23 protein-coding genes, 3 pseudogenes and 1 riboswitch are annotated in these 25460 nt (G+C 36.7%); of the genes and pseudogenes, 18 read left to right on the top strand and 8 right to left on the bottom strand.

What is annotated here, in order from left to right:
* Nucleotides 1-5: 5 nt before the first annotated feature.
* On the bottom strand, nucleotides 6-1361 hold the full coding sequence (locus tag BLP58_RS03410; RefSeq protein WP_013854285.1) for an aspartate kinase: 1356 nt from the start codon (nucleotides 1359-1361) through the stop codon (nucleotides 6-8).
* A 203-nt stretch (nucleotides 1362-1564) separates the two neighbouring features.
* Nucleotides 1565-1737, top strand: a riboswitch (Lysine riboswitch).
* An 87-nt stretch (nucleotides 1738-1824) separates the two neighbouring features.
* Between BLP58_RS03410 and lysA the strand changes: the two genes are divergently transcribed.
* The 9 genes from lysA to BLP58_RS03365 all read left to right on the top strand — a co-directional run bounded on the left by lysA (nucleotide 1825) and on the right by BLP58_RS03365 (nucleotide 10817).
* Nucleotides 1825-3138: a diaminopimelate decarboxylase gene (gene lysA, locus BLP58_RS03405; RefSeq protein ID WP_013854284.1), complete on the top strand. Its 1314-nt coding sequence runs from the start codon at nucleotides 1825-1827 to the stop codon at nucleotides 3136-3138.
* 16 nt (nucleotides 3139-3154) lie between these two features.
* Nucleotides 3155-3865, top strand: coding sequence for a 2,3,4,5-tetrahydropyridine-2,6-dicarboxylate N-acetyltransferase (dapD, locus tag BLP58_RS03400; RefSeq protein WP_013854283.1), 711 nt, complete (start codon nucleotides 3155-3157; stop codon nucleotides 3863-3865).
* A 1-nt stretch (nucleotide 3866) separates the two neighbouring features.
* Nucleotides 3867-5021, top strand: a complete 1155-nt coding sequence (locus BLP58_RS03395; RefSeq protein WP_013854282.1) for an N-acetyldiaminopimelate deacetylase — start codon at nucleotides 3867-3869, stop codon at nucleotides 5019-5021.
* A gap of 1 nt (nucleotide 5022) precedes the next feature.
* Entirely contained in the window at nucleotides 5023-5958 is a 936-nt protein-coding gene (dapA, locus tag BLP58_RS03390; RefSeq protein WP_013854281.1) for a 4-hydroxy-tetrahydrodipicolinate synthase, read from the top strand.
* Entirely contained in the window at nucleotides 5951-6730 is a 780-nt protein-coding gene (gene dapB, locus BLP58_RS03385; protein WP_025084253.1) for a 4-hydroxy-tetrahydrodipicolinate reductase, read from the top strand. The genes dapA and dapB overlap by 8 nt, the downstream gene beginning before the upstream one ends.
* A 19-nt stretch (nucleotides 6731-6749) precedes the next feature.
* Nucleotides 6750-7925, top strand: a complete 1176-nt coding sequence (locus BLP58_RS03380) for an aminotransferase class I/II-fold pyridoxal phosphate-dependent enzyme (protein ID WP_013854279.1) — start codon at nucleotides 6750-6752, stop codon at nucleotides 7923-7925.
* Complete coding sequence (locus BLP58_RS03375) at nucleotides 7925-8983, top strand: aspartate-semialdehyde dehydrogenase (protein ID WP_013854278.1); 1059 nt, start codon at nucleotides 7925-7927, stop codon at nucleotides 8981-8983. Before BLP58_RS03380 ends, BLP58_RS03375 begins: the two co-directional genes overlap by 1 nt.
* Before the next feature lie 202 nt (nucleotides 8984-9185).
* Nucleotides 9186-10184 carry a serine hydrolase domain-containing protein gene (locus tag BLP58_RS03370; RefSeq protein ID WP_013854276.1) on the top strand — a complete coding sequence of 333 codons (999 nt, stop codon included), beginning with the start codon at nucleotides 9186-9188 and terminating at the stop codon, nucleotides 10182-10184.
* Between the two features lie 9 nt (nucleotides 10185-10193).
* Nucleotides 10194-10817: an NUDIX hydrolase N-terminal domain-containing protein gene (locus BLP58_RS03365; RefSeq protein ID WP_013854275.1), complete on the top strand. Its 624-nt coding sequence runs from the start codon at nucleotides 10194-10196 to the stop codon at nucleotides 10815-10817.
* A gap of 420 nt (nucleotides 10818-11237) precedes the next feature.
* Here the strand turns inward: BLP58_RS03365 and BLP58_RS03360 are convergent, their stop codons facing one another.
* Nucleotides 11238-12848 (bottom strand): Mbeg1-like protein, encoded by a 1611-nt coding sequence (locus BLP58_RS03360; RefSeq protein WP_025084254.1) that lies wholly within the window; start codon nucleotides 12846-12848, stop codon nucleotides 11238-11240.
* Between the two features lie 338 nt (nucleotides 12849-13186).
* On the opposite strand from BLP58_RS03360, the gene BLP58_RS03355 reads away from it, so the two are divergent.
* Together BLP58_RS03355 and BLP58_RS03350 are read left to right on the top strand one after the other, a co-directional pair.
* The gene (locus BLP58_RS03355; RefSeq protein WP_013854272.1) at nucleotides 13187-13456 is read left to right on the top strand and encodes an FMN-binding protein; all 270 of its coding nucleotides are present in this window, start codon (nucleotides 13187-13189) and stop codon (nucleotides 13454-13456) included.
* Between the two features lie 16 nt (nucleotides 13457-13472).
* Nucleotides 13473-13988 (top strand): SA1002 family membrane protein, encoded by a 516-nt coding sequence (locus BLP58_RS03350; protein ID WP_013854271.1) that lies wholly within the window; start codon nucleotides 13473-13475, stop codon nucleotides 13986-13988.
* Between the two features lie 35 nt (nucleotides 13989-14023).
* Here BLP58_RS03350 and BLP58_RS03345 read toward each other — a convergent pair whose 3' ends face one another.
* Both BLP58_RS03345 and BLP58_RS03340 read right to left on the bottom strand, forming a co-directional pair.
* Complete coding sequence (locus BLP58_RS03345) at nucleotides 14024-14953, bottom strand: nucleoside hydrolase (RefSeq protein ID WP_013854270.1); 930 nt, start codon at nucleotides 14951-14953, stop codon at nucleotides 14024-14026.
* 46 nt (nucleotides 14954-14999) lie between these two features.
* Nucleotides 15000-15920: an AraC family transcriptional regulator gene (locus BLP58_RS03340; protein WP_013854269.1), complete on the bottom strand. Its 921-nt coding sequence runs from the start codon at nucleotides 15918-15920 to the stop codon at nucleotides 15000-15002.
* A gap of 219 nt (nucleotides 15921-16139) precedes the next feature.
* Here BLP58_RS03340 and BLP58_RS03335 point away from each other — a divergent pair, with 219 nt between their 5' ends.
* A complete protein-coding gene (locus BLP58_RS03335; protein WP_013854268.1) occupies nucleotides 16140-17261 on the top strand; it encodes an NAD(P)-dependent alcohol dehydrogenase in 1122 nt (373 codons plus the stop codon).
* 80 nt (nucleotides 17262-17341) lie between these two features.
* Here BLP58_RS03335 and BLP58_RS11870 read toward each other — a convergent pair.
* Nucleotides 17342-18759, bottom strand: a pseudogene (locus tag BLP58_RS11870) (6-phospho-beta-glucosidase); the annotation flags it as partial.
* Here BLP58_RS11870 and BLP58_RS03325 point away from each other — a divergent pair.
* From BLP58_RS03325 to BLP58_RS03315, 3 genes and pseudogenes are all read left to right on the top strand, one after another.
* A pseudogene (locus BLP58_RS03325) lies at nucleotides 18747-19025 on the top strand (PAS domain-containing protein); the annotation flags it as partial. The pseudogenes BLP58_RS11870 and BLP58_RS03325 sit on opposite strands and share 13 nt — an antisense overlap.
* 32 nt (nucleotides 19026-19057) lie before the next feature.
* Nucleotides 19058-19831: a formate/nitrite transporter family protein gene (locus tag BLP58_RS03320; protein WP_013854267.1), complete on the top strand. Its 774-nt coding sequence runs from the start codon at nucleotides 19058-19060 to the stop codon at nucleotides 19829-19831.
* 82 nt (nucleotides 19832-19913) lie between these two features.
* A pseudogene (locus tag BLP58_RS03315) lies at nucleotides 19914-21316 on the top strand (FAD-binding oxidoreductase).
* Nucleotides 21317-21387: 71 nt separating this feature from the next.
* Here BLP58_RS03315 and BLP58_RS03310 read toward each other — a convergent pair.
* Both BLP58_RS03310 and BLP58_RS03305 read right to left on the bottom strand, forming a co-directional pair.
* Nucleotides 21388-21942: a cysteine hydrolase family protein gene (locus BLP58_RS03310; protein WP_012211741.1), complete on the bottom strand. Its 555-nt coding sequence runs from the start codon at nucleotides 21940-21942 to the stop codon at nucleotides 21388-21390.
* Between the two features lie 8 nt (nucleotides 21943-21950).
* The gene (locus BLP58_RS03305) at nucleotides 21951-23378 is read right to left on the bottom strand and encodes a nicotinate phosphoribosyltransferase (RefSeq protein WP_013854266.1); all 1428 of its coding nucleotides are present in this window, start codon (nucleotides 23376-23378) and stop codon (nucleotides 21951-21953) included.
* 340 nt (nucleotides 23379-23718) lie between these two features.
* Between BLP58_RS03305 and BLP58_RS03300 the strand changes: the two genes are divergently transcribed.
* From BLP58_RS03300 to BLP58_RS03295, 3 genes are all read left to right on the top strand, one after another.
* Nucleotides 23719-24423, top strand: a complete 705-nt coding sequence (locus tag BLP58_RS03300; protein ID WP_013854265.1) for an NUDIX hydrolase — start codon at nucleotides 23719-23721, stop codon at nucleotides 24421-24423.
* 24 nt (nucleotides 24424-24447) lie between these two features.
* Entirely contained in the window at nucleotides 24448-24618 is a 171-nt protein-coding gene (locus tag BLP58_RS12050) for a hypothetical protein (protein WP_013854264.1), read from the top strand.
* A 76-nt stretch (nucleotides 24619-24694) separates the two neighbouring features.
* Nucleotides 24695-25090, top strand: a complete 396-nt coding sequence (locus BLP58_RS03295) for an iron-sulfur cluster biosynthesis family protein (RefSeq protein WP_013854263.1) — start codon at nucleotides 24695-24697, stop codon at nucleotides 25088-25090.
* Between the two features lie 77 nt (nucleotides 25091-25167).
* Here the strand turns inward: BLP58_RS03295 and BLP58_RS03290 are convergent.
* Nucleotides 25168-25460, bottom strand: a 293-nt coding sequence (locus BLP58_RS03290; RefSeq protein ID WP_143000309.1) for an IS3 family transposase, incomplete at its 5' end; no start/stop codon positions are given.

Genomic DNA, 25460 nt, shown 5'->3' with positions numbered 1-25460 from the left:
TCTTTCTAATTAAAAAATTGTCTGTAAATAATTTTAACTGCTTCGTCAGCCTTTTCTTTTTTGGTGCCAATCATCATTGAGATTTGGGATGCACCTTGATTAATCATCTGTGGTGAAATTTGATGTTCGTCTAAAGAATCTAAGATTTTCCGACTAACGCCATGCGTTTTCTTCATTCCCTCGCCAACTATCATAATGATTGCATAGTCATCGATCCATTCAAGTTGGTCAGGATTAATCGTAGATTGGATTTCATTACAGATTTGATCAATTAATTGGTCATTTAAAAAGTCATTATTGAAAATAATGGTAATGTCATCAATCCCAGATGGCATATGTTCATAAGGAATGTTATGTTGATAAAGGATCTGTAAAATTCGGAGGGTGAAACCCGCTTCTTTATTCAGTAAATATTTGTGTAAATAAAGGGCAGAAAAGTGCTTCTGACTAGTTACACCAGTAATAGTATTATCCGGCTCAAAATTCTTTTCTGGGACGATCATGGTACCTGGATTGTCAGGCTCATGGGTGTTCTTGACGTTAATTGGAATTTGTCCCTGAATTGCGGGAATTAATGCTTCATCATGAAAAACGGAAAAGCCAGCATAAGATAGTTCTCGCATTTCACGATAGGTCATCTGTTTAATTGATCGTGGGTGCGCAACAATATGCGGGTTAGCCGCAAAAATGCCATTTACATCAGTAAAGTTCTCATACAAGTCTGCGTGAAAGCCTCTAGCTAAAATGGCTCCTGTAATATCAGATCCGCCACGTGAAAAAGTAGCGATATGTCCAGAAGGAGTAATTCCGAAAAAGCCTGGAAAAATAACTCGTTCATCGGGGGCAATTTTTATTTGATCTAAATTCAGATAGCTTTCTGGATTAACTAATGCATCATTAGGCTCACCAGTAACAATCAATCCAGCTTCAGCGGGATCAAGAAAACGGCTTTTAATTCCTTGATGCTTTAAAATCATTGCAATTAAACGTGCATTAAGTCGTTCACCATGTGCTTTGAAAGCTGCCATTAAGTAACTGTCGTTGGGGTATGCTTTTTTAGGTAGATTAAGCAAGATGCTTTGAATAGTTGTTAATTCTTGTTTATTCAAACCAAAATATTGACCAATTTCTTGGTACCGCGCAAAAATTTGACGCACAATCTCTTGGGGATCTTCTTGATTTAAGGTAGCATTGGCATATTTGATTAATAGATCAGTGACCTTGATATCATCATTGCTTCGTTTACCAGGAGCAGAAACGACAACTACTTGTCTTTCAGTATCACTTAGAATAATCTTTAATGCTTGCTCAACACTTGTACCAGTAGCTAACGAACTACCACCAAATTTAACTATTTTCATAGTTTTAACTTCTCAATCATCAATTTCAGTAATTATTAATTTAAATTACTGAATAAAAATAAATTTACCTGAATTTTAGCATTAATTTTTAATCTTGCAACTGTTAAATCTAAATTTTAGGGTTGAAAGTCGTGATGTTTTAACAAAAATTAAAATTTTATAATAAAACTGTTGACTATATTTTAATAAGAATGTAGACTACAGATAATCGAAGAGGTGCAACTGACATCACTAGCAATTATGAGTTAGGCAAAATGAAGATTAATTGTGAAAGGGAAAGTTGCCGAAGCTTGGCCACGCTAAAGGCATAAGCTGGGCCGTGATTGAATAAGTTACGGACTGTCGCGAATACAATTCGCGGAGCGCTATTGACTACAGATTAATGAAGTTAATCCATTGTTTGTTTAGCGCAGGCAATGGATTTTTTATTAGCGTTTCGCATTCTTAGAAGTTGGAGGATAGCATGAACCCACAGATTTCAGAAGATCAGATTAATAACCAAGGACATTTGACTATCGGCGGTGTCGATACAGTCGCTTTAGCAAAGAAATATGGCACGCCACTTATTGTTTATGATGTAAGTAAAATTCGAAATCAAATTCGTGCCTTTAAAAAAGTTTTTGCGGCTGAAGACGTTAAATATGCGGTTAGCTATGCTAGCAAAGCTTTTGCCTGTATCGCAATGTATCAAGTTGCTGCTAGTGAGGGCGCATTTACTGACGTTGTTTCTGCGGGTGAGCTTTATACAGCTTTAAAAGCAAATTTTTCAGTAAAGAAAATTAGTTTTCATGGTAATAATAAATCGTTAGCTGAGATTGAAATGGCCGTTAAAAATCATGTGGGAAAGATTATCATTGATAACTTTCATGAAATTAAGTTGCTTGATCAAGTATTGCGTGAGCAAAATACCAAGATTGATGTCATGCTTCGGTTGACTCCTGGCATTTCTGCTCATACGCATGAATATGATCAAACAGGTCAAGTTGATAGCAAATTTGGCTTTGATTTGGAATCAGGGCAGGCAGATTTAGCTTTAGAACAGGTTTTAGCTAATTCAAGAATGAATTTAGTTGGTATTCATGCCCATATTGGTTCTCAAATTTTTGAATTAAATGGTTTTGAAATGGCCGCCAAAAAGTTAATGGAAGTTGCTGAAAATTGGCGCAGCCAATATGGCTATACTGCTAAGATTATTAATGTTGGTGGCGGTTTTGGCATTAAATATGTTGCAGCTGATCATCCTTTGAAACCGGAAGAGTTTGTTAAAGCGATTGTTAAGACGATTAAACAAGAAGCTAAGGCCGCTTCATTTCCAATTCCTGAAATTGATATTGAACCTGGTCGTTCAATTGTGGGCCCTGCTGGTTACAACCTATATACTACGGGAAGCCGCAAGATTGTTCCCGGTCATCGTCCTTACGTCACAGTAGATGGCGGAATGGGCGATAATATTCGCCCGGCTTTGTATCAAGCTGAATACGAGACAGTATTAGCAACTAATCCTCAAGCTGAGTTAACTGAACATGTTAGAATTGCAGGCAAATACTGCGAGAGCGGAGATATTTTGGCAGAAGACCAAGCCTTGCCAGCAACGAGATCGGGCTCTCTTTTAGCCATGCTAGACACCGGCGCTTATGGTTATTCTATGGCTTCCAATTATAATCGTAATCCACGGCCAGCTGTTGTTTTTGCCGAGAATAGCAAAGCTCAGTTGGTAATTAAACGAGAAAGCTTAGCAGATTTGGTTCATTTAGATCAATCATATAATGAAGATTAATACAAGAGGTAAAAAGATGGCAAAACTAGACGCAAAAAGTATTATTGATTATATTGGCAACGCTCCTAAAAAGACGCCGGTTAAAGTTTTTATTAAGGGAAAACTTGATCAATTAAACTTCCCGGCTGAAATTGAAAATTACACGGAAGCACATTCAGGTGTAATTTTTGGCGATTGGCAAGACGTTGAACCGTTTTTAAAGAGAAATAAGAAACAAATTCAAGCTTATCATATTGAAAATGATGCTAGAAATTCAGCCGTACCATTAATCGACTTGAAGAAATTTGATGCACGGATTGAGCCAGGTGCGATTATTCGTGATCAAGTTTTAATTGGTAAAAATGCGGTGATTATGATGGGAGCCATCATTAATATTGGCGCCGAAATTGGTGCTGGCACCATGATTGATATGGGAGTTGTGCTTGGCGGTCGTGCGATTGTTGGTAAACATTGTCATATTGGTGCAGGCAGTGTTTTAGCTGGCGTGATCGAGCCAGCTTCTGCTAAGCCAGTTCAAATTGATGATGATGTAGTGATGGGTGCTAATGCGGTAGTGATCGAAGGCGTCCATGTTGGTGAAGGTGCAGTTATCGCCGCAGGTGCCGTTGTTACTCATGATGTTGCACCACATAAGATGGTAGCTGGCGTTCCTGCTAAAGTAATTAAAAAAGTGGATGAAAAAACCGAAAGCAAGACAGGCTTAGAAGATAATTTGAGAAAGATCTAAGATGACAGTATTAAATGAAGAAGAGCTAATTTTAATTAGAAGACATTTGCATGAAATCCCCGAATTAGCTCTGCAGGAAAAACAAACCCATCAGTATTTACTTAAGATAATTGCTGATTTTAAACAAGACTATTTGACTATTAAGACTCCACCCCAATTACCAACTGCACTCTTGGTCTTAGTAAAAGGAAAGAATCCTCAAAGAACGATTGGCTATCGGACAGATATTGATGCTTTGCCTGTGACTGAACAGACTGGATTAAAGTTTGCCTCAAAGCATCCTGGCATTATGCATGCCTGTGGTCATGATATTCATATGACGGTTGCCTTGGTTCTGCTGAGCTACTTTAGTGAAAATCAGCCTCAGGATAATTTATTATTTTTCTTTCAGCCAGCTGAGGAAAGTGAAAGTGGCGGCAAACAGGCTTATGAAAAAGGGATCTTTACAGGAAAATTCAAGCCAGATGAGTTTTATGGCTTGCATGATAATCCTGAATTGCCTGCTGGAGCGATTGGCTGTAGGTTGGGGACCTTATTTGCGGGCACTACCGAAGTTAACATTGATTTAATCGGCAAAGGTGGTCATGCTGCCTTTCCGCAAAATGCTAATGACACGGTAGTAGCCGCAGCTAGTCTAATTATGCAGATTCAAACCGTGATTTCACGCAGCATTGATCCAATTCAAAGTGGCGTAATTACTTTAGGCAAAGTCAGAGCAGGAACAATTAGGAATGTGATTGCAGATCATACTAGGATTGAGGGAACGATTCGTGGTCTGACACAGCAGATGATTTTAAAGATTGATCAGCGCTTGAAAGATCTTTGTGCGGGAATCGGCCGTAGCTATAATATGGAAGTTAAACTTGATTTGAATCAAGGCGGTTATTGGCCGGTGGAGAATAATCCAGAATTAACTAAGAATTTCATTCAGTATATGAAAAATAATCCTGACGTTAATTTTATTGAAACTAAGCCTAAAATGACCGGTGAAGATTTTGGCTTTTTACTAGCTAAGTTTCCTGGCACCATGTTTTGGCTGGGAGTCGGTGATCCCAATTCACAATTGCATTCAGCAACGCTTAATCCCGATGAAAAGAGTATTGAACGTGGGATCAACGCAATTAAGGGCTTTTTAATTGCTAGAATGGAGAAATAATATGGCAATACTAATTGATGCAGATTTATTGACGGCGATTGTGACGCCATTTGATGAGAATAAAAAGATTGATTTTGCTAGTTTAGAAAAGTTAGTTAACCACCTGATCGAGCAGGGATGCAATGGTTTTGTGGTTGGCGGGACTACTGGTGAAATGCCAACGCTGACTCATGATGAAAAAATTGCTTTATACCAACATTTCGGTCAGATCGTAGATGGTAGAGTTCCAGTAATTTCAGGAACAGGCAGCAATAATACTGCTGAGACGATTGCGTTTACTAATGAAGTAGCTGAAATTAAGGGAATCGATTATGCGCTAGTTGTAGTTCCACCGTACAATAAGCCAAATCAACGTAGCATGATTGCCCATTTTACAGCGGTTAATGATCAAGTTGAAATGCCATTTTTGATTTATAACATTCCTGGCAGAACTGGTGTCAAAATGGAAAAAGAGACAGTAGTTGAGCTATCGCATTTAAAGAATATTAAGGGCATTAAGCAATGCGCTTCCTTAGAAGAATTAGAATACATTATTGAGCACAAGGATACTGACTTCCAAGTCTTTACGGGCGAAGATACCCAGGCTCTCACTGCTCGGCTGCTCGGTGCTAATGGAGTCGTTTCAGTTGCCACGCATTTATATACTAAGGAAATGCGTCAAATGTACGATGCCTTGTATGAAGGCAATTATCCTAAGGCAGCTAAGATTCAGCGCTGGTTAACGCCAAAGATGCAAGCTTTATTTATGTATCCTTCACCATCTCCAGTTAAAGCAGTTCTGAATGCTCAAGGATTTAGTGTTGGTGGTTGTCGTTTGCCTTTAGTTAGTTTAAATGATGAAGAAAAGACTACTTTGGCACAACATTTGGGTTTAGCTGAGCATGCCTTAATGCAAAAATTGCCACTTGATTTAGGAAAGGAACTTGAAAATGACTAAAAAAGTATTGATAGCAGGTTTTAACGGAGCTATGGGACAAAAAGCTGTTAACTTGGTTAATCAAATGGCAGGTTATGAAGTGGCAGCTGGTCTTTCTCCAGTAGCTAAAAATGAGCCAGAAAAATATCATTTAGCCAAAAATATTCCAATTTTTACTAGCTTAGAGCAGATTCCTGATCGTGTGGCAGATTTTTGGATTGACTTTACTACACCAAAAGCAGTTTATGAGAATGTAAAATTTGCGCTCACTCATCATATTTGTCCCATTGTAGGTACAACCGGAATGAGTGATGCACAAGAAGCAGAACTAGTTGAATTATCTAAACAAGAAAAAGTTGGTGGCTTAATTGCACCTAATTTTGGAATGTCAGCTGTTTTATTAATGAAATTCGCACAAGAAGCAGCTAAGTACTTTCCTGATGTCGAAATTATTGAAATGCATCATGCCGATAAAAAAGATGCTCCATCTGGTACTGCACTGTCAACCGCAAAGTTAATTGCCCAAAATCGACCTAACCATCAAACTGCACCAGATGAAATTGAGACTTTAAAGAATGTGCGTGGTGGCGATTATCAAGGAATTAAAATTCATTCGGTACGCTTGCCGGGCTATATTGCACATGAACAGGTTTTGTTCGGTGGCCCTGGTGAAGCTTTAACCATCCGTCAAGATTCATTTGATCGTGGTTCATTTATGGGTGGAGTAAAGGTTGCTTTAGAAAAAGTCGATCAATTGCATGAATTAGTAATTGGCTTAGAAAATATTTTATAGAGAAAAAAGAGGTTTACCAATGCCAGAATTAGCTAGTGATTTAAGTTTTAGTAAAAAAATTCAAAAGGTCAAAGCATCAGGAATTAGAATCTTTGATAATAAGGTTTCAACTATACCAGGAATTATAAAATTAACCTTAGGCGAGCCAGACATGAATACGCCAGAACATGTTAAGCAAGCTGCAATTAAGAGTATTCAAGATAACGATTCTCATTACGCTCCGCAAAAGGGTAAATTGGAGTTAAGAAAAGCAATTAGTAAGTATTTAAAACAAACCACCGGTATAGATTATGATCCAGAAACGGAAGTTGTAGTAACAGTTGGTGCTACTGAAGCAATTAATGCCGCTTTGTTTGCATTATCCAACCCAGGAGATAAGGTAGCTATTCCTACCCCTGTTTTCTCATTATACTGGCCTGTAGCGACTTTAGCTGATGCGGATTATGTTTTGATGAATACCGCTTCTGATGACTTTAAATTGACTCCAGAGAAATTGGAAGAGACAATTAAGCAAAATCCAACCATTAAGGCAGTTATTTTGAATTATCCGACTAATCCTACAGGAGTTGAATATACAGAAGATGAGATTAAAGCCTTAGCCAAAACCATTAAAGAGTGTCATTTGTATGTGATTACCGATGAAATTTATAGCACGTTGACCTATGGTGTAAAGCATTTCTCAATTGCTAGTTTAATTCCTGAACGGGCAATCTATATTTCAGGTTTGTCCAAGTCTCATGCAATGACAGGCTACCGCTTAGGCTATGTGGCTGGTCCAGCCAAAATTATGGCGCAGATTGGTAAAGTGCACGGCTTAATGGTGACGACCACGACAGATTCTTCACAAGCCGCAGCAATTGAGGCTTTAGAACATGGTTTAGAGGACCCTGAAAAATATCGCGCAGTTTATCGTAAGCGACGTGATTTTGTGTTGAAGCAATTAGCCGAAATGGGGATGCAAGCTGTTAAACCAGAAGGCGCTTTCTATATTTTTGCTAAAATTCCGTCAAAATATGGTAAAGACGATATGCAGTTTGCGCTAGACTTAGCCTTTAAAGAAAAAGTGGGCATCACTCCTGGTAGTGCCTTTGGTCCTGGCGGTGAAGGCTATGTCAGAATGTCCTACGCTTCAAGCGATGAAAATTTACGTAAAGCAATGAAGAGAATCAAGAAGTTTTTACAAGAGGATAAATAATGGTTAGAGAATATAATGTAGCAATTTTAGGTGCTACTGGTGCTGTCGGCAGAAGAATGATTGATCAATTAGCTAAGTCAACTATTCCGGTAAAAAGCGTAAAGCTATTGGCTTCATCTCGCTCAGCTGGGACAGTTTTAAAATTTAGAGATCAGAATTTGACGGTTGAAGAAACTACTCCGGATTCCTTTAATGGAATTGATTTAGTGTTATCATCAGCCGGTGGCGCAGTATCCAAGAAATTTTTGCCAGAAGCTGTTAAGCGTGGGGCAGTTTGTGTCGACAATACCAGTGCCTTTAGAATGGAACCAGATGTGCCATTAGTAGTGCCTGAAGTTAATCCAGAGGCTTTAAAGAAGCACCACGGCATTGTTGCCAATCCTAACTGCTCTACTATTCAAATGGTAATGGCGCTTGAGCCGATTAGAAGAAAGTTCGGTTTAAAGCAAATTATTGTTTCTACTTATCAAGCGGCTTCTGGTGCTGGTCAAGCAGCCATTGAAGAATTGAAAAAAGAAGCACAAGATTATTTAGATGGCAAAGGTATGCAGGCAGATGCGAAGATTTTGCCAACTAAGGGAGATAAGAAACATTATCCATTAGCGTTTAACTTATTGCCACAGATTGATGTCTTAGAAGATAGTGGTTATTCACATGAAGAATGGAAGATGATTCATGAAACTAAAAAGATTATGTTAAATGATATGAATGCTAAAGATATTAAGGTTACGGCTACTTGTGTTAGAGTGCCTGTGCCGATTGCTCACGGCGAAAGCGTCTACTTTACTGTGGAAGATGAAACTGCAACTACACAAGATATTATGGATGCTGTTGCTGATTTCCCAGGAGTTGTGCTGCAGGATGATATTAAGCATCAGGTTTATCCGCAACCAATTAATGCAGCTGACAAGCGAGAAACTTTTGTTGGTCGTATTCGTCCTGATTATGAAAACAAGGGTGCCTTCAATATGTGGGTAGTTGCCGATAATTTATTAAAGGGTGCTGCCTGGAATACCGTTGAAAACGCAGAATATTTAGTTAAGATGAACTTGATTTAAATTTGATTAGAAATGAAAGGACAAAATGTCATAAAAGGCAATTTTGTCCTTTTTGTTTGTGGTAGAATATTTCAGGATCAAGACTAAAGAAGGTATTTATTTTGAAATTAATAAAAAAATGTGGAATTTTAATCGCATTGATTATTGGCTTAGGAGCATTTCTCATTGGGCCTCAAAAGGTTAATGCTAAGGAAATAGACAATTGCGTAAATATACTATTAAAACACTGAAAAAACATCACATGCGTGGCACGATTGAGATTGTCAAGGATGGACACCATCAGACTGTCAGTGTAGGTTATGGCTATTATCGCCGTAAGATTAATAACGGTAGCGCTAAGTTAGTGTATCCAGTAGGCTCATTGCAGAAGTCGATTACGGCTGCCATAATCACTCAATTAATTTATCAAAAGAAACTATCGCAAAATACTAAAATTTCACACTGGTATCCGTTGTTGAAGCATTCTTCTAAAATTACCGTAGGACAATTATTGACACATACATCGGGAATTAATATTGTTGGTACGGAATCAAGTCATGGTGTTAATTTCTCCGAAAATGGTGCAATTAAGTGGATTGTAGCTAAAGCTGATGCTACTCCAAGTACTAAAATAGGACAATTTAATTACAATAATGCTAATTTTGTTTTGCTAGCGGGGATCATTCGTAAAGTAACAGGAAAATCTTATGCCGCCAACGTGAGAAGTAGAATTATCAGACCATTACACTTGAAGGGAACATATATATATCAAGATATTCTTCGTCCCAAGACAGATGCGATCTCTTATTTATATCGCTATGGCAAGAATTATCAAAGTCCAAGTTATGCTAATAAATATGTAGTTTCGCAGCTTCCTGGTGCAGGCAATTTGTTCTCTACAGCTAGAGATTACTTTAAAATTCAGCAAGGTCTATCTAATGGCAAAATTTTGACTAAAAAGCAATTTAACTATTTGACTCACTTGAAGTCTAAGATGACTACTTATTCTGGTGGAGTGTATCTAAAGAATCGTGGTAGATTAAAACTAGCTTATGGCAATTTTGGTGATACCCACTTTGTTAATTGGATGCAATTGACGACTGATAATCGTAATGGTATCGTCATGTTCTTGAATCAGCCATATGGTAGCAAGAATCAAAATAGGAGAGTTGCCTATGGCATTCTAAAGCATATTAAGTCCGGCATCTTTATTAAGGGTTAGGAGCAAATTATGAAAACTAATGATCAGTTTACAGATTGGGCGGTTGAATTACAGAGTATCGCGCAGAATGGCTTGAAATATGGGAATGATGTGTTTGATCGAGAACGCTATGAGCAGGTTCGACAAATTGCCGCTGAAATGATGGCTGCTAAAACCGGAATGCCACTTAAACAGGTTAAGACGCTTTTTTGTGGTGATGAGGGATATCAAACGCCCAAGATTGAAACACGGGCTGCTATTTTTAAGGATGATCGAATTTTGCTAGTTCATGAAAAATTGTCTGATGATTGGTCAATGCCTGGAGGATGGTGCGAGGCCAATCTTTCTACTAAAGAAAATTGTATTAAAGAGGCTAAAGAGGAATCTGGCAGAGATGTTGAGCCAATTAAACTAATTGCACTACAAGATCGGAATAAGCATAACAAGCCGATTTTAGCTACAGGTATCATGAAGGCAATTTACCTTTGCAAAGTCTTAGGCGGCAAGTTTGAAGATAATACTGAAACATCAGATTGCCGTTATTTTGCTTTAGATAATTTGCCTAGATTATCGCTTGATCGCAATACACCAGAACAGCTGGAGATGTGCTATCGAGCTTCAAAAGATCCTAACTGGCAAACTGTTTTTGATTAATTAACGTTATTGAAGAAATTATTTTTAAAATTTTTATTTAGCTAAGGGTGTTGATCTAACAACGTTCTTAGCTATTTTTCTGATTAAAAAAGAATAATTTTTTAAATTGGGCTTGTAATTAAAATAACCAGTGTTATTATATATGCGTAAAGAGAAAAAGCACGTTAGAAAATGTGAGGTAATTAAAATGTTAGAAGCTATTAAAACTGAAATGAAGAACAATGAATTACACTTTGGCAATACTGAATTGAAGATTAATGATGCTGTAACAATGCTTGAAGCAAATGGTTGGGTAGCTGAGAATTAATTTTAGAACTGAAGGAGTAGTCTGCGGAGCTAGACTTTAATTAAGTATCTAACAAATTACTTCACATAAAAAGCAAAGTAAGTGTTAATTTTAACTTACTTTGCTCTTATTTTTTAGCGATGTTTTTTAGGCATTTTATGCCGCTGACTAAATAATTCTCCGATTAGTTTAAAGAAGCCATAGGCGATTAGCAGAATGCCAATGATAATAATTGATCTACGGTTAAAAGCCTGGGGATTGACTATCACGATGATGCCTAATGCAAAGGCAATCAAAGCTTCGATAGCTACTGCCACAATATAAAAGATGCCTGGGATTCGGCGTAGAATCAATTGCCGCAATCTAACATAGGAATAAATAATTAGGAACAGTCCTAAGAAATAATGAGCTAAAAAGATTAATAGGCGATTGTTTGAAATTAAGGCTGTTGATAATGCGAAAACAATTAAGTATGAAATAATAAAGAAGTTTTTTTGTCTGTCTTTTAATTTGGACTTGGCCGTGTCTAAGATTTGATGAACACTAAAACCAATTCCAGTGAAAGCAACTAACGCTCCAAATGCTCTAACCGCATATTGTGGCAGGGTGAGACTAATAATTCCTAATATAACCATTGCCCAGCCAACAATCGTATCGGTTGAGAATAATACCTGGGTGAAGTGACGGCTTTTGATCATTTGCCAAATAGATGAGATAAGTGAACCAAAGACGAATCTAGTTCTACGTGATGAATCTGCGAAGGAGAATAAAATTGCGCCAAAACCACCAAAGCCGTTTTTATTAAGTTCATTGATCTTAGTAGCGCCACCTGCGCCTAAAGCAGAAAATAAATCATTAGTTAGTGATTCACGTTCATCTAGCGTAGCATCCCCAATCCATTGATTGATCAATTGATTGTAAACCTGAGATTGCGGGTTGAGATGACGTCTAGTATCAAAGTTAGAGCCAATAATCTGCCAACTAAAAGCGTCGTGTTGGCTCAAGTTTTTGTTAACACTGTTAACGATTGTTGGATTAATATTTTTGGGCTCAAATAATCGCCCAATTACGCTAAATTCTGGTACGAATCGTCTGAGCGTATTTTGTAAATATTTTAGTGGCAGTTGAGCACCTACTTCTTCTGCAATACCAGGGGAGTCGAAGGTGTAAATACGCTTAATTCGTTTGCGTAATTTAGGTTCAATATTGATGGCCGCGTATTCAGCAAGGTTGCCGCCTTTAGAATGCCCACCTAAATAGTAATCTTGGTTATCTGCTTTAAGAATGTGTTCTAATAACTTCACTGCCTGATTTTGCGCCGCTGTGATTATAAAGCTAATTTCGAAATCTTCTTTCCAACCAATTAGCGAATCATCAGTTCCGCGGAAAGCAATAAAATTAGTTCCATCTGCTAGTTCAATCTTAATAGCACTGAATTGAGTGTGCTGAGTTAAACTACTAACAAAATAAGATAAGTTTGCACCTTTAAAGCGATCTGCTTCGGCCATTAATTTAAATAATTGTTGATACTGCAAATTATCATTGCGATTATGATCAGGTGCGAAATAAAGCTGCGCTGCTTTTTCGAGTGTGATCGTTTGGCCATCGCTACTAACAATATCGGGCAGATCTAAGTATGAAAAAATAGATAAAACAAGTGCATCGATGTTGTTAAAAGGTGATGTGCTAAAATCAACATCTCCTCGCCACTTTAGATATGTAAGAATATTATTATCTGGATACATGTTTTACCCTCTTTAATTAAAACTACTATACTTATTCAATTTTAACGTAATTAAAGGGTAATAGCGCAATAAAAAGCTCTTTTGTACCGAAAAACAAAAGAGTTTTAGCAATTAAGTAACGCCCGTTATATAAAGTGCTATAATAAAACAGGTAGAAGGGGATTTCTACTACCTGCCTGGGTCATAATAAGGACTTATAAAACATTTTAGACCCAGCAATAAGTATATCAATAATTTTCACATAATGGTATACCAAAATTAATATCTTTATGTCTTTTCCTAATGATGCTCTTGTATAATAGATACAAGAGCATTTTTTTGATCGGGAGGATTTTCAAATGTTAAAAGATGGAACTTATACAGCCAAGGCACGGGGCATGGCAGGCTTTGTATCTGCACGCTTGGAGATTAAAGATGGTAGGATTAATCATGTAGATCTAGATTTGACGACAGAAACGCCACAGTATGGACAAAAAGCTCAAAAGCAGCTAGAGCAAGAAATTATGACGCAGCAATCGGCCGATATTGATGCAGTTACAGGTGCTACTTTTACTTCTAATGGAGTTAAAGATGCAGTAAGGCAAGCACTTAAGCAGGCAGAAAAGTAGAAAGGGTAAGTTTGCTTTGCATGTAAGTACTTATTTTATTATTGGTGCGATTATCGTCTTGATTATCGCTCTTTTTCGTTCAGAGCATAAATTTGAATTTTTGAAAGCTGCTATTTTGTTTGTAATTCAAATTTTCTTTTCGACGATTAATTTTTTGATCTTTTTAGTGATTGCATATTTATTAATGCGAAATCGAGATCATATTAATCTAGGAAATTTATTTTTGCTGCTGGCAGTATTTGTAGTTTTGTCGGGAATTTTTGTTTATTGGGGGATGCGAATTGCAGCTCACGTTTTTAAATTTTCAACTACAACGTTGACTTTGGTAGAATATTACATTCAGTGGTGTTTGATTTATGTTACTGTTTATCAGGCAATTTTCAGCAATATCAAGCATATTAGCTCAATTACGCATTTCATTCGAGTGGGGAATTTTTTGGATCCGAACCTGTTCGTGGTGATTGTTTTGCCATCCTTTATTTCGGCCTGGATTGCAGTGATTCTTTATAAAAAAGCAATTAAGGCAATTTAAAAAGGGCATCCAGTCGGATGCCTTTTTCATTAATCTTATTTTGTTCTTTCCAGGATTTCATCCATCTTTTGGAAGAATAAATCTTTGTGTGCCTTGGTAACGATGGCAACTTCTCGTCCATTAGGATCACGATCGAAGCTGCCGGCACGTAATCCATCAGTAATTACTTTGGCATGTGCCGTTTCAGTTTCAACGATTTCTGGATAAAGAGCACTTACTGTGGTTAATACATCCCATAAATATAATTCAGCACTTGGAATCGAAATAATTAAACTGTAGCCTTGGCCTACTAAGTCCATTGCTGGATATTTGCGCAAGCTTGCCCAATGCTGTCTTAATTCATCGTTAAGCGGCAATTCTTCAGTACTTTCTAAGCCCACCATTTGAATCGGAATGTTTGATTTGAAAACGCGCTTGACTGCATATGGGTCCCAGAAGGAATTCCATTCTTGACTGCCGTCTGCGTTAATCATAGCGACATTGCCGTGTCCGTCAAGAGAGCCACCCATCCAATAGAGCTTTTTGATATTCTTTTCAATACTGGAATCGACATCTAGTGCTCTAGCTAAGTCAGTTAAAGGACCAGTCATGACTAAAGTTACGGGTTCTGTAGACTTTTTAACTTTATCGACTAAATCTAAGTGAGCTGGTAATTCCGCTTGCGGGGTAGCAATTGAACCTTTTTCATTTAAGATTGGCAAGTAGTTAAAAGAATAAGTTGCCATGCGCCATTCATGTGGAAACTGGTTAACCGCCAGTGAATTTGACCGTGCCACGGCTAATTTATCTTTACGCAAGTTAAAGAGATCTGTCATTTTGCGGCATGCTTCAACAGAAGGATCGATGTAGCCGTCAGCATCAATTGCTCCTACACCCAATAATTTAATGTTTGGTGCTTGGAGCAATAGTAAGTATGAAACTAGGTCATCAATATTACCGTCATGATTAAAATAAATATTTTTCATTGCTTGTTCTGCCTTTTTAACTATCTAAATCTATTTTAGCAAGACTTTAAATGAAATGGTCGGTCAAATAGTTCTTTTTACGATAATCGCTGGGCATCATTTGGTATTGTTGCTTAAACTTCGTGTAAAAAGAATTTTGATTATGGATACCAACTAATTCACAAATTTTAGCAATGGAATAATTGCTAGAAGTAAGTAAATATTGCGCTTGTTCAAGACGCTTTTTGGTGCGCAATTCAATGAAGGTGTGTCCGGTTAATTTTTTAATTAAATTACTCAAGTAAGGCTTAGTATAGCCATAACGATCAGCTAATTTGCTCAAAGAAACATTCTGATAGTCATTAGAAATTTCGGTTAGGAGATCGACTAGCAAGCGACTCTGATTGCCATAAACCTTTTTTTCGATCATAGGATAATTACGAATAATCTTAGCTAATAAAATATTAAAATAATTGTCGATAATTAAGCCGCGGTAGATAGAACCGGAATAATATTCATTGATAATATCATCCATAGTATTAGTAATATCTTCATTTTTAGGGAAGATGATAAATTTTTGCTTATTTTCATTTTGTAGAGAAATATTTTTATTGTTAAAGATCAAATTGATCATTAAATCATTTTTATCTAGTTGATCAATACAATGATGACAGCCAATATCCATCATTAACACATCGCCTTGAGTCAGATGAATATGTTCTCCTTCAACTAGTTCATCACAGTTGCCTTTAAGCATATAATTAATTTCTACGAATTCATGACTATGCAAAGGATAGGGAGCGAAGCGATTGTGTTTGCTTAAATAAATGGAGTGATGGCTAAGTAGTTTTTGATTGACTACTCGTTTTTTACCGTTTGTTATTAGAACATATGGTGAAAGATCATTAACAAATTGATGTTTAGCAATCTGCTTTTTTTCGATTGGAGTTAGGGCAGCTAGTTGCTGCCAAATATTTTGGTTAATCATAAGTTTTTGCTGCTTCTTTGTTAAAAAATAATATTAAATGCAATATCTAAATAATATGTAAACGCATACTCTATTAGTACTATAGCATTGTTTTTAATTAAAGATCTTAAAAAATGATAGTAAACAAAATTTATTTTTGATATTGTAAAAAGATTCACAAGAACTAAGATAAGAATTGTAAAGATTCAAGAGAGATTGTTAAAAAAGAGGTTTATAATTATGAAGATTAAAGCTGCTGTAGTTGAAAAGAAAGGCGATCCATTCGTTATTAAGGATGATATTGAATTGCACGATGTTGGTCCAACGGATGTTCAAGTACACATGGTTGCTAGTGGGATTTGTCACTCAGATGAAGCTATTCGTAAAGGCGATGCTTCATTAGGCTATCCTGTAATCTTAGGGCATGAAGGTGCCGGAATTGTTGAAAAAGTAGGCTCTGAGGTACAAAATTTAAAGCCAGGTGATCACGTTGTGATGGTCTTCTATGCAGATGGTCTTTGTGATAAATGTTTGCAAGGTATTCCAACTCAATGTCGTAACTATGCTAAATACAATTTATCAGGTACGCGTTTTGATGGTGATGATCAATTCCAAGAAAATGGTAAGCATATTTCAGACATGTTTAACCAATCATCATTTACCACTACTACTGTAACTAACCAACGTAATTGTGTTAAAGTTGATAAGAGTGCTGACTTGCGTAGAGTAGGACCTTTAGGCTGTGGTTATATTACTGGTTCTGGTACAGTCTTTAATACCTTAAAGCCACGTCCAGGTCAAACGATTGCTGTCTTTGGTACTGGTGCCGTTGGTTTAGCTGCTATGATGGCTGGCAAGATTTCAGGTTGTACTCGGGTAATTGCCGTTGATATTGTTCCTAGTCGTTTGGAATTAGCCAAGGAATTAGGCGCACTTGATACGATTAATTCTAAAGAAGAAGATCCAGTTAAGAAAATTCAAGACTTAACCGATGGCTATGGTGTTGATTATGCTGTTGATACTACCGGTTTGCCTGCAGTAATGAAGCCAGCTCTTGATGCCTTAGCTCAAGGTGGCACGCTTGCAGCTATTGCTGTTACTCCACATGACTTTACCTTCTCTACTTGGAATGACCTTTGTGTTGGCGACAAGAAGGTTATCGGTGTCAACATGGGGGATGCAATTCCTCAAATCGATGTTCCTCGTTTGATAAGATTCAATAAGTTAGGTATGTTTGATTACGAAAAAACTGAAAAGTTCTTCGACTTTGATGATATTAACGAAGCAAACCAAGCTTCAGTTTCAGGTAAGGTAATTAAGCCAGTCTTGATTATTGATAAAGATTACCAACCAGGTAAGTAAGTTTAAAAAATTAAATTAAAAAGCACAATGATTTCTATTGCAGATTTCATTGTGCTTTTTGTTATATTTTGTAATTAAAATTAATCCAAATCTTGACCATTTGATTCAATAACCTTCTTGTACCAGAAGAATGAATCTTTGCGTGAACGAGCCAGCGTACCTTCACCGGCATCATTTTTGTCAACATAGATAAAGCCGTAACGCTTATCCATTTGACCAGTACCAGCAGAAACCAAGTCGATGCAACCCCATGGTAGGTAGTCCATTAAGTCAACGCCATCAAGTTCAACGGCCTTTTCCATTTCTGAAATGTGGTTTCTTAAGTAATCAATTCTATAGTCATCATGAATTGAACCGTCAGATTCGACCTTATCGTAAGCTCCAAGCCCATTTTCTACGATAAACAAAGGCTTGTGGTAGCGATCTTGTAATTGGTTAAGAATTGGTTAAGAGCAATTCTCAAACCTTCTGGATCGATTTCCCAGCCCCAATCACTGCGCTTTAAAGTAGGATTCTTGGCAACTGCCTTGGCCAAATCGCTTAAGTCATCTGGTTTAACCTTTTCGCTTGAAACGGTGGTAGTTTGGTAGTAGCTAAAGCCAACATAGTCCACAGTGCCTTCTTTAAGAACAATTCTGTCTTCGTCAGTAATGTCAGGACGATAGCCGTTTCTTTCAATATATGCTTCAACTTCACGAGGGTATTCGCCAAAAACATGAACGTCAGAGAACCAATCACGACGCTGTTCCCACTTGTCAGCTAAAAGAACGTCATCACTTGATGGGGTTAATGGACGAACAGGTGAGTAATTGATCATGCAGCCGATTTGGAAGTTAGGGTTAATCTTGTGACCAATCTTAACAGCTAAGGCGGAAGCTACTAATTCATAGTGACCAGCTTGGTACATGGCAGCTTCTTTATCCTTGTCGGTCATACCATCTTTGAATAAAATACCAGAGTTGGTTGCCATCAAAAAGTCATTATTAAAAGCAGATTGGTTATTAATTTCATTGAAAGTCATCCAGTACTTGACCTTGTTCTTGTAGCGCTTGAAGCAAACTTCAGCGAAGCGAACAAAGAAGTCGATCAATTTACGGTTAGTGAAACCACCATAATTTTTAGCCAAATTGAATGGCATTTCAAAGTGGGAAAGAGTAATTACAGGCTCAATGCCATATTTATGACAGGTATCAAATAAATCGTCATAAAACTTCAAACCTTCTTCATTAGGTTCTTTTTCATTAGGTTCTTTTTCGTCACCATTAGGGAAAATTCTAGTCCAAGCAATGGAAGTTCTGAAAGCTTTAAAGCCCATTTTGGCCATTAATTTAATATCTTCCCTGTAGTGGTGGTAAAAATCAATTGCTGAATGGTTAGGGTAGTTCTTTCCAGGCAGAACCCCATCAGTGATTTCACGCGGCTTAGTAGCAGAACCGACAGTCATTACGTCGGCTACAGAGGTACCTTTGCCGCCTTCTTTCCAAGCACCTTCAAGTTCTGGTACTTCACTACTATAAGCGTGTTGAAGACGACAATGGCGATTATGCCGGTATTTACGAATGGGTACAAGATTTATACCCACTTGTTAAATATTTCTGTGAAACTACTGGTCAAAAATTAGTTATTGATGAAGATGCTTCTACCGGTGCAACTTACCGGCGCAATTCTGATCCAGATGCTTCATCAGGTGCTTCTACCAAGGCAGCACAAGCAAAGGAAGAGGAAAAGAAGCCAGATACTTCAACTGGTGCTTCACAGCACTAATTAAATAAATAAAAGATGTGGGAGATTTTACAATGTATCAAGAAGCCTTTGCTGGTGCAGCTAATGCAGCCAGCAAAAAATTCAATTTATTGAAAAATAACCCGATGGGTTATTTTTTATTGTCAATTTTAGCCGGAATGTATATCGGTTTCGGTATTCTATTAGCCTTCACAGTAGGAAGTCAGCTAGGGACAAATCCGGCAGCTAACCTTGTTAAAGGTCTTATCTTCGGAATTGCCTTGAGTCTAGTTATCATCCCTGGCGCTGAATTATTTACTGGAAATAATTTTGTCATGGGAGCTGGTCTTCTAGAGAAAAAAGTAAATATCGGTCAAGCAATTATCCTTTGGCTAATTTGCTGGTTAGGTAACTTAGTTGGTGCTGTTTTATTAAGCTGGATTTTTACCGCCTCAGGTCTTGATTTGCCTCTTGTAGCAGCAGCTTTTACTAAAGCTGCCGCAGCAAAAATGTCAGCACCAGCGGTACAGTTAGTCTTACGAGGTATTTTATGTAATATCTTAGTTTGCTTAGCCGTTTGGTCAGGTTTTCAAACTAAAGATGATACTGCTAAATTGATTATGGTTTGGTGGTGCTTGTTAGCTTTCTTCTCATCAGGCTTTGAACACTCTGTGGCTAATATGACTACGCTAGTAGTAGCCTTGATGAATCCAGCTAAAGCAGCAGGAATTATTTCAATAAGCGGCCTTTGGTACAATTTGCTTTGGGTTACTTTAGGTAATATGATCGGCGGAATTGTTTTCGTTGCATTGCCTTACTGGCTAGGCAGCCGGAATAAAAATAATTAATTTAGTCCTCATTTAAGCAAAAACAGTGGTCGTTAAAGATCACTGCTTTTTTATCAAGAAATAAATAAGAGATGTGACAACAATGGAGCATGAAACACTTACACAAACTGATATTAAAAACTTACGAGAATTTATTGCTAATAAAGAACGGTTCATCACAAAACCAACTGTTCACTGGAATCATGATCAGTTTAAAACAGTCAGAGCAATGCCTGAACTTGTGATTCAGCCAACTACTAATGAAGAGGCTGAAAAAGTAGTTAAGTATGCCAACGATCACCATATCCCAGTAGTCCCTCGTGGTAACTCAACCGGTCTAATGGGAGCCAATCTAACAATACATGGTGGTATTTCTTTAGATATGGTTAAAATGAATAAAATTTTGGCTTATGAGCCTAACAGTTTAACAATGACGGTTCAAGCAGGTATCAGATTAAAAGATATTGAGGAATTCTTGGCTGATAAACCGTTTACGTATATGCCCGCTCCAGCAATGCATTGGGCTACAATTGGTGGTAATGTCAACACCAATGCCGGTGGTCTAAAGGCAATTAAGTATGGTGTAACTAGAGAACATATTCGTAAGTTAAAAGTCGTTTTGGCTAATGGGAAGAGCTACGTTTTCGGAGCAAAAGCTGTTAAATCTTCTTCTGGTTATTCATTAAAAGACTTAATCATTGGATCTGAGGGAACTTTAGGTATAGTGACCGAAAAGTCACCATGCGTCTTTATCCTCGACCAAAAGAAACGATTAATGCACTAATACCCTTCTCTAGTTTAGAAGATGCTTTAAAATCAGTACCAGCTATTTTAGCTTCTGGCGTAGTACCAACAACTGTAGAATTTATGGGCCGCCAAGTACTAGACTTATGGGAAAAATATGCTCATCAAAAATTCCCTGAAAAAGGTGAAGGCTTCATTATTTTAGGTTTAGATGCTTTTACAAAAGAGGAGATTAAAGCTGAGCTAGAGCAGGCCTTAAAAACTACTACTAGATTTGGTAGTAAACAAGCTGTAATTTTAGAAGCAAGTTCTGAGAAAGCACAACTAATTTGGAAAGCGCGAGAAGAACTCTTGCTTGCTATTCAAAATTCTACTCCTATGATGGATGAAGTAGATATTTCTGTTCCGATTAATAAAATTCCAGAAGTATTAACTAGAATTGAGGAATTAGAAACAGAAGTTAAAATGAGAATTCCAAGTTTCGGCCATGCTGGTGATGGTAACCTACATATTTATCTTTGTTCCGATAAAGATTCAAAAGATATTTTCGCTCAAAAGAGCAAAAAAGTAATTTCTGAACTTTATAAGAAAGCAAAAGAAGTTGACGGAAACATGTCAGGAGAGCATGGTATTGGTTATGCTCGTCAAGCTTATTTTGAAGATTATTATAGCCAGGATTATACTAATTTGCTTCGTGAGATAAAGAAAGTCTTTGATCCAAACGGAATTATCAATCCTGACAAGATTTTTCCTTTAAAATAGAGCTTTAAACAAAAAGAGTTGATGATCAACAATACATATTGAAAATATTGATCTCAACTCTTTTTTATATTTTAATCAATTATTTTGGCATCTAGGCAAGTCTTAAAATGATTCAACGCCCACTTATGGCCAGTTTCATCAAAACTAGCAACCGCATTTTTATGAACAACCAATTTATAGCATTTATTGTAAGCATCAACGGCCGTATGTAAAACACAAATATCGGTGCAAACACCAGTTAAATGAAGAGTGGTAATCTTTCTTTCCCGCAAAAATAAGTCTAAATTAGTACCGCAAAAGGCAGAATACCTAGTTTTATCAAGCATTAAGACATGATCATTATCTTTATTGTCTTCATACCATTTTTGCAATTCACCATAAAATTCTCGTCCCCAAGTATGACCTAAATTATGAGGAGGGAACAACTTGGTTTCAGGATGATAAGGATTATTCTTAAAGTGCAGGTCAGTTGGAAGAATCACCCATTTATTTTCTTTTAAAAATTGTTCAGCCAATGATACAATTTGCTTCTCTATCTTTTGAGCTGGCAAGCCACAAGTCAAAGAACCTTTATCTGCTACAAAATCGTTAGTATAATCAATGATTAATAAAGCTTCATTATTCATAATTTTGCCTACTTGTATTCCGCAATTAATTTCTTTTGTAAATCAGCTAATTTCTTAGTTAGATATACAGGATAATGATCAGGGTTAACTAAGCGCTTAGTTTCTTTAGGCAATTCCGCAATTTGTTCTTTAGCATATTTTTGAATTGCAAAAGTATCTGTTTCAATTGGAGCAGCTTTTTGACCAGCTAATACTTGATGGAGTAATGGACGAGCAGTAAAGTCGGTAAGTGTTACAACATCATTGGTAGCATGAACATCTGAATCAATAGCTGTAATTTTATCTCTTAATTTTTCATCAGCTAACGCAATAATATCAGCGAAAGCATGTTTAGGGTCATTTCTTGAATATAAGCGATAAACTTGTTTATTACCAGGCAAAGTAATCTTTTCTCGGCTATTACTAATCTTGATTTTAGGGACCCATTGGCCTTTGTTTTCTAGAGCGGACATTTTATAAACACCACTTAGTACAGGACTTGATGAACTAGTGATTAAACGTTCACCAATACCAAAGTTATCAATTGGAGCTTCTTCATTAAGTAATGACTTAACAATATGAGCGTCAAGCGCATTGGAAGCAGTAATTTTAACTTCAGATAAACCAGCATCATCAAACATTTGCCGAGCTTTTTTAGCTAAACGAGTAATATCACCAGAATCAATGCGGATACTTAATGGTCGATGTCCTTGCGCTTTAAGTTCTTGAAATACTTTAATAGCGTTAGGAACACCTGATTTTACAACGTCATATGTATCAACTAGTAGGGAAGCAGTATCAGGATAAATTTTTGCCCATGCTTTGAAAGCAGTGAGTTCATCTGGAAAACTTTCAATCCATGCATGTGCCATTGTCCCAGCTACTGGAATATTAAATTTTTGACCAGCAAGAACATTTGAAGTACTAGTGCAACCGCCAATTACCGCAGCCCGAGCACCATAAGTAGCTGCATCGGGGCCTTGTGCACGGCGAGCTCCAAATTCCATTACAGCTCTACCTTGGGCAGCATGGGTAATTTGCCAAGCTTTAGTAGCAATTAGAGATTGATGATTAAAAATATTTAATACCAGAGTTTCTAAAAGTTGAACTTCAATAAGTGGACCTGAAATTGTCAAAATTGGTTCACGAGGCAATAGAGGAGTTCCTTCAGTCATAGCATTGATGGTACATTTATTTTTAGCATCTTTCAAAAAAGTAAGAAATTCGTCAGAAAATTTATTAAGTGCACGGAGATAATCAATATCTTCCTTAGTAAAATGCCAATTTTTAACTTCTTCAATAATTTGCATTAAGCCAGCACTAAGCACAAAGCTATCTTCATCAGGTGCATTGCGATAAAAGACATCAAAACTTGCTTGCTTGTCATGAGGCAAGGTTTGATAATAGCCATTTGCCATTGAAAATTCATAAAGATCTGTCAACATTTCATGTGACATAATAATAAGCTTCCTATCTATTTAAGTAAAATTTACTTTAATAAGTTCAAAAATAAAAGTCTAAGTTACTTTTATTTAACCTGATTATAGTACTTTTTACCTAAACTGCAAGTTAATATTTAACCAGAAAAAAGCAGTGATCAAATTTGACCACTGCTTTTGACTAAATAAATATATGAAGAAAATATAATAAATTGTTTATTACGCTTCTAGGAGGAAGGCTTTTTTGTTCAGCCACGTTCATCGTAGTTCTTTTCTTGGCAGATGTTAAATTATATTCCTTTTTTGATTTCATTAAGCTAAAATTTAATTAAGAGACACTAAAATTGGAAGTGAAATTATGCCTGAAAAAATTGTTGCTCGACCTTTAATTACTATTACAAATATTATATGGAGTTTTAATTCCAAGACTCATTTACCACAGATTTTACTTGTCAAAAGAGCTAGTGACCCATTCAAGAAAAGTTGGGCATTGCCTGAAACACTTTTGCGAAGCAACGAGAGTGCCGAAGCTGCTTGTATTCGCTTAATTAAAGATAAGATTGGTGTTTTAATTTCAGATAGTGCAACAGAACAATTAGCTGCTTTCACCAATCCTAAAAGAGTAACCGGTAAAAGAGCATTAGCTTTGGCATATATGACCTTTTTACCAATCATGCCCAAGCTTAAAGCTGATTATGGAGCTATTGAAGCACGTTGGTTTTCTTTTAACTTTAAAGAAAAGAAATTCTTTTTAATGAATGATCAAATTAAATTGCAACTTGACGCTAAATCGAAATTAGCTTTTGATCATGCAGAGATCATTAATACAGCTATTCAAAGAATTAACAATAAGCTTGATTATCAACCAACGATTTTACAAATATTAGGTCCAACTTTCACCTTAAGACAAGCACGAGAAGTTTACGCTATTTTTAGACAAACCAGCGTTGATAAAATTGATAATTCTAATTTTAAGAAAACACACAAAAAGATATTCAAGGAAGTCGGAACTGCTTCCGCTAAACGCTCTGGCAGGCCACCAAAATTATTTAAATTAGTGTAGAGCAGGGAGGTAAAAGCTTTTTTTATGTCAATTATCGGATTTATTTTGGTTGTTTTTGAAATTATTCTAACAATCTTTAATCATTACAAGCCAAGCAAGAACCATCCCCAAACCGTTAAGTTTATTTCTTTTCTGGCTTTTATTGTTGGTTTAATTCTTATTTTATCTTCAGTCATTGCTTTCTTTAACTGCTAAAAAGTTAAAATTATTGACTTATGTCAATTTATTCTTGTAAAATCTGACTATGATAATAGTTAGAGAGGTGATAAAAATGGCTAAAATCAAATTTACACAACGGGCATTAGATTATTTAAAAAGAAGAGGTTTGGCAGGACATCCCTTATTATTGATTTGTGATGATGGAGGAGGTAAATACTCTATCAAAGGCGGTGCTTGTTCAATGGGGATGATGTATTCAATTATAAAGCTTGATCATCCCGATAAGGATTACCCCGTTGTTTTGCATAACAATGAAGGAGTAGAAATTTATACTTCTGATTATGATTTGGCTGAATTGCAAGATAACCTTCATTTAGATTATGTTAACTGTGGCTTAGAGTTAAAGAACGATTCCCAGCTTTTAGACGGAAGCGTCATGATCGGCGATGGCCCAGCTTTATTAAAGGCCAATTACCATGTTGTGATGACTGAATCACGAAACTGCTAGTAGATTACTGTAATTGCTAAAGAGAATAATAAGAACTGTTAAGTTTTATTTGAACTGAGACCTAAAAATTAGACAGTTTAAAATACAGGATTAATAGAGGCTTGATTCCGATATTCTTTCGGAGTTAAGCCTTTTAATCTGCTCTTTATCCTTTCTTCGTTATAGTATTCAATATATTCTTTAATAGCTTGAGTTAATTCTTGAAGGCTATGGTATTTGTACTCTTGATCGTAAAACATCTCTGTTTTAAGCAGACCAAAGAAGTTCTCCATTAAACCATCATCCATGGAATTGCCTTTTCTAGACATGCTTTGAGTAATGACCTGAAGTTTTAAGGCACGTTGGTATTGGGGACTCTGATATTGACAGC

This window comes from Lactobacillus kefiranofaciens (assembly GCF_900103655.1).
GTDB classification, from domain to species: Bacteria; Bacillota; Bacilli; order Lactobacillales; family Lactobacillaceae; genus Lactobacillus; species Lactobacillus kefiranofaciens.
The sequence above is the reverse complement of the archived record's forward strand: the minus strand, read 5'-3'. Positions and strand labels throughout refer to the sequence as shown.

What these genes read in the sequence shown, in the direction of transcription:
- BLP58_RS03410 (WP_013854285.1), bottom strand. Translation starts at nt 1,361, where the DNA reads ATGAAAATAGTTAAATTTGGTGGTAGTTCGTTAGCTACTGGTACAAGT.
- lysA (WP_013854284.1), top strand. Translation starts at nt 1,825, where the DNA reads ATGAACCCACAGATTTCAGAAGATCAGATTAATAACCAAGGACATTTG.
- dapD (WP_013854283.1), top strand. Translation starts at nt 3,155, where the DNA reads ATGGCAAAACTAGACGCAAAAAGTATTATTGATTATATTGGCAACGCT.
- BLP58_RS03395 (WP_013854282.1), top strand. Translation starts at nt 3,867, where the DNA reads ATGACAGTATTAAATGAAGAAGAGCTAATTTTAATTAGAAGACATTTG.
- dapA (WP_013854281.1), top strand. Translation starts at nt 5,023, where the DNA reads ATGGCAATACTAATTGATGCAGATTTATTGACGGCGATTGTGACGCCA.
- dapB (WP_025084253.1), top strand. Translation starts at nt 5,951, where the DNA reads ATGACTAAAAAAGTATTGATAGCAGGTTTTAACGGAGCTATGGGACAA.
- BLP58_RS03380 (WP_013854279.1), top strand. Translation starts at nt 6,750, where the DNA reads ATGCCAGAATTAGCTAGTGATTTAAGTTTTAGTAAAAAAATTCAAAAG.
- BLP58_RS03375 (WP_013854278.1), top strand. Translation starts at nt 7,925, where the DNA reads ATGGTTAGAGAATATAATGTAGCAATTTTAGGTGCTACTGGTGCTGTC.
- BLP58_RS03365 (WP_013854275.1), top strand. Translation starts at nt 10,194, where the DNA reads ATGAAAACTAATGATCAGTTTACAGATTGGGCGGTTGAATTACAGAGT.
- BLP58_RS03360 (WP_025084254.1), bottom strand. Translation starts at nt 12,848, where the DNA reads ATGTATCCAGATAATAATATTCTTACATATCTAAAGTGGCGAGGAGAT.
- BLP58_RS03355 (WP_013854272.1), top strand. Translation starts at nt 13,187, where the DNA reads ATGTTAAAAGATGGAACTTATACAGCCAAGGCACGGGGCATGGCAGGC.
- BLP58_RS03345 (WP_013854270.1), bottom strand. Translation starts at nt 14,953, where the DNA reads ATGAAAAATATTTATTTTAATCATGACGGTAATATTGATGACCTAGTT.
- BLP58_RS03340 (WP_013854269.1), bottom strand. Translation starts at nt 15,920, where the DNA reads ATGATTAACCAAAATATTTGGCAGCAACTAGCTGCCCTAACTCCAATC.
- BLP58_RS03335 (WP_013854268.1), top strand. Translation starts at nt 16,140, where the DNA reads ATGAAGATTAAAGCTGCTGTAGTTGAAAAGAAAGGCGATCCATTCGTT.
- BLP58_RS03320 (WP_013854267.1), top strand. Translation starts at nt 19,058, where the DNA reads ATGTATCAAGAAGCCTTTGCTGGTGCAGCTAATGCAGCCAGCAAAAAA.
- BLP58_RS03310 (WP_012211741.1), bottom strand. Translation starts at nt 21,942, where the DNA reads ATGAATAATGAAGCTTTATTAATCATTGATTATACTAACGATTTTGTA.
- BLP58_RS03305 (WP_013854266.1), bottom strand. Translation starts at nt 23,378, where the DNA reads ATGTCACATGAAATGTTGACAGATCTTTATGAATTTTCAATGGCAAAT.
- BLP58_RS03300 (WP_013854265.1), top strand. Translation starts at nt 23,719, where the DNA reads ATGCCTGAAAAAATTGTTGCTCGACCTTTAATTACTATTACAAATATT.
- BLP58_RS12050 (WP_013854264.1), top strand. Translation starts at nt 24,448, where the DNA reads ATGTCAATTATCGGATTTATTTTGGTTGTTTTTGAAATTATTCTAACA.
- BLP58_RS03295 (WP_013854263.1), top strand. Translation starts at nt 24,695, where the DNA reads ATGGCTAAAATCAAATTTACACAACGGGCATTAGATTATTTAAAAAGA.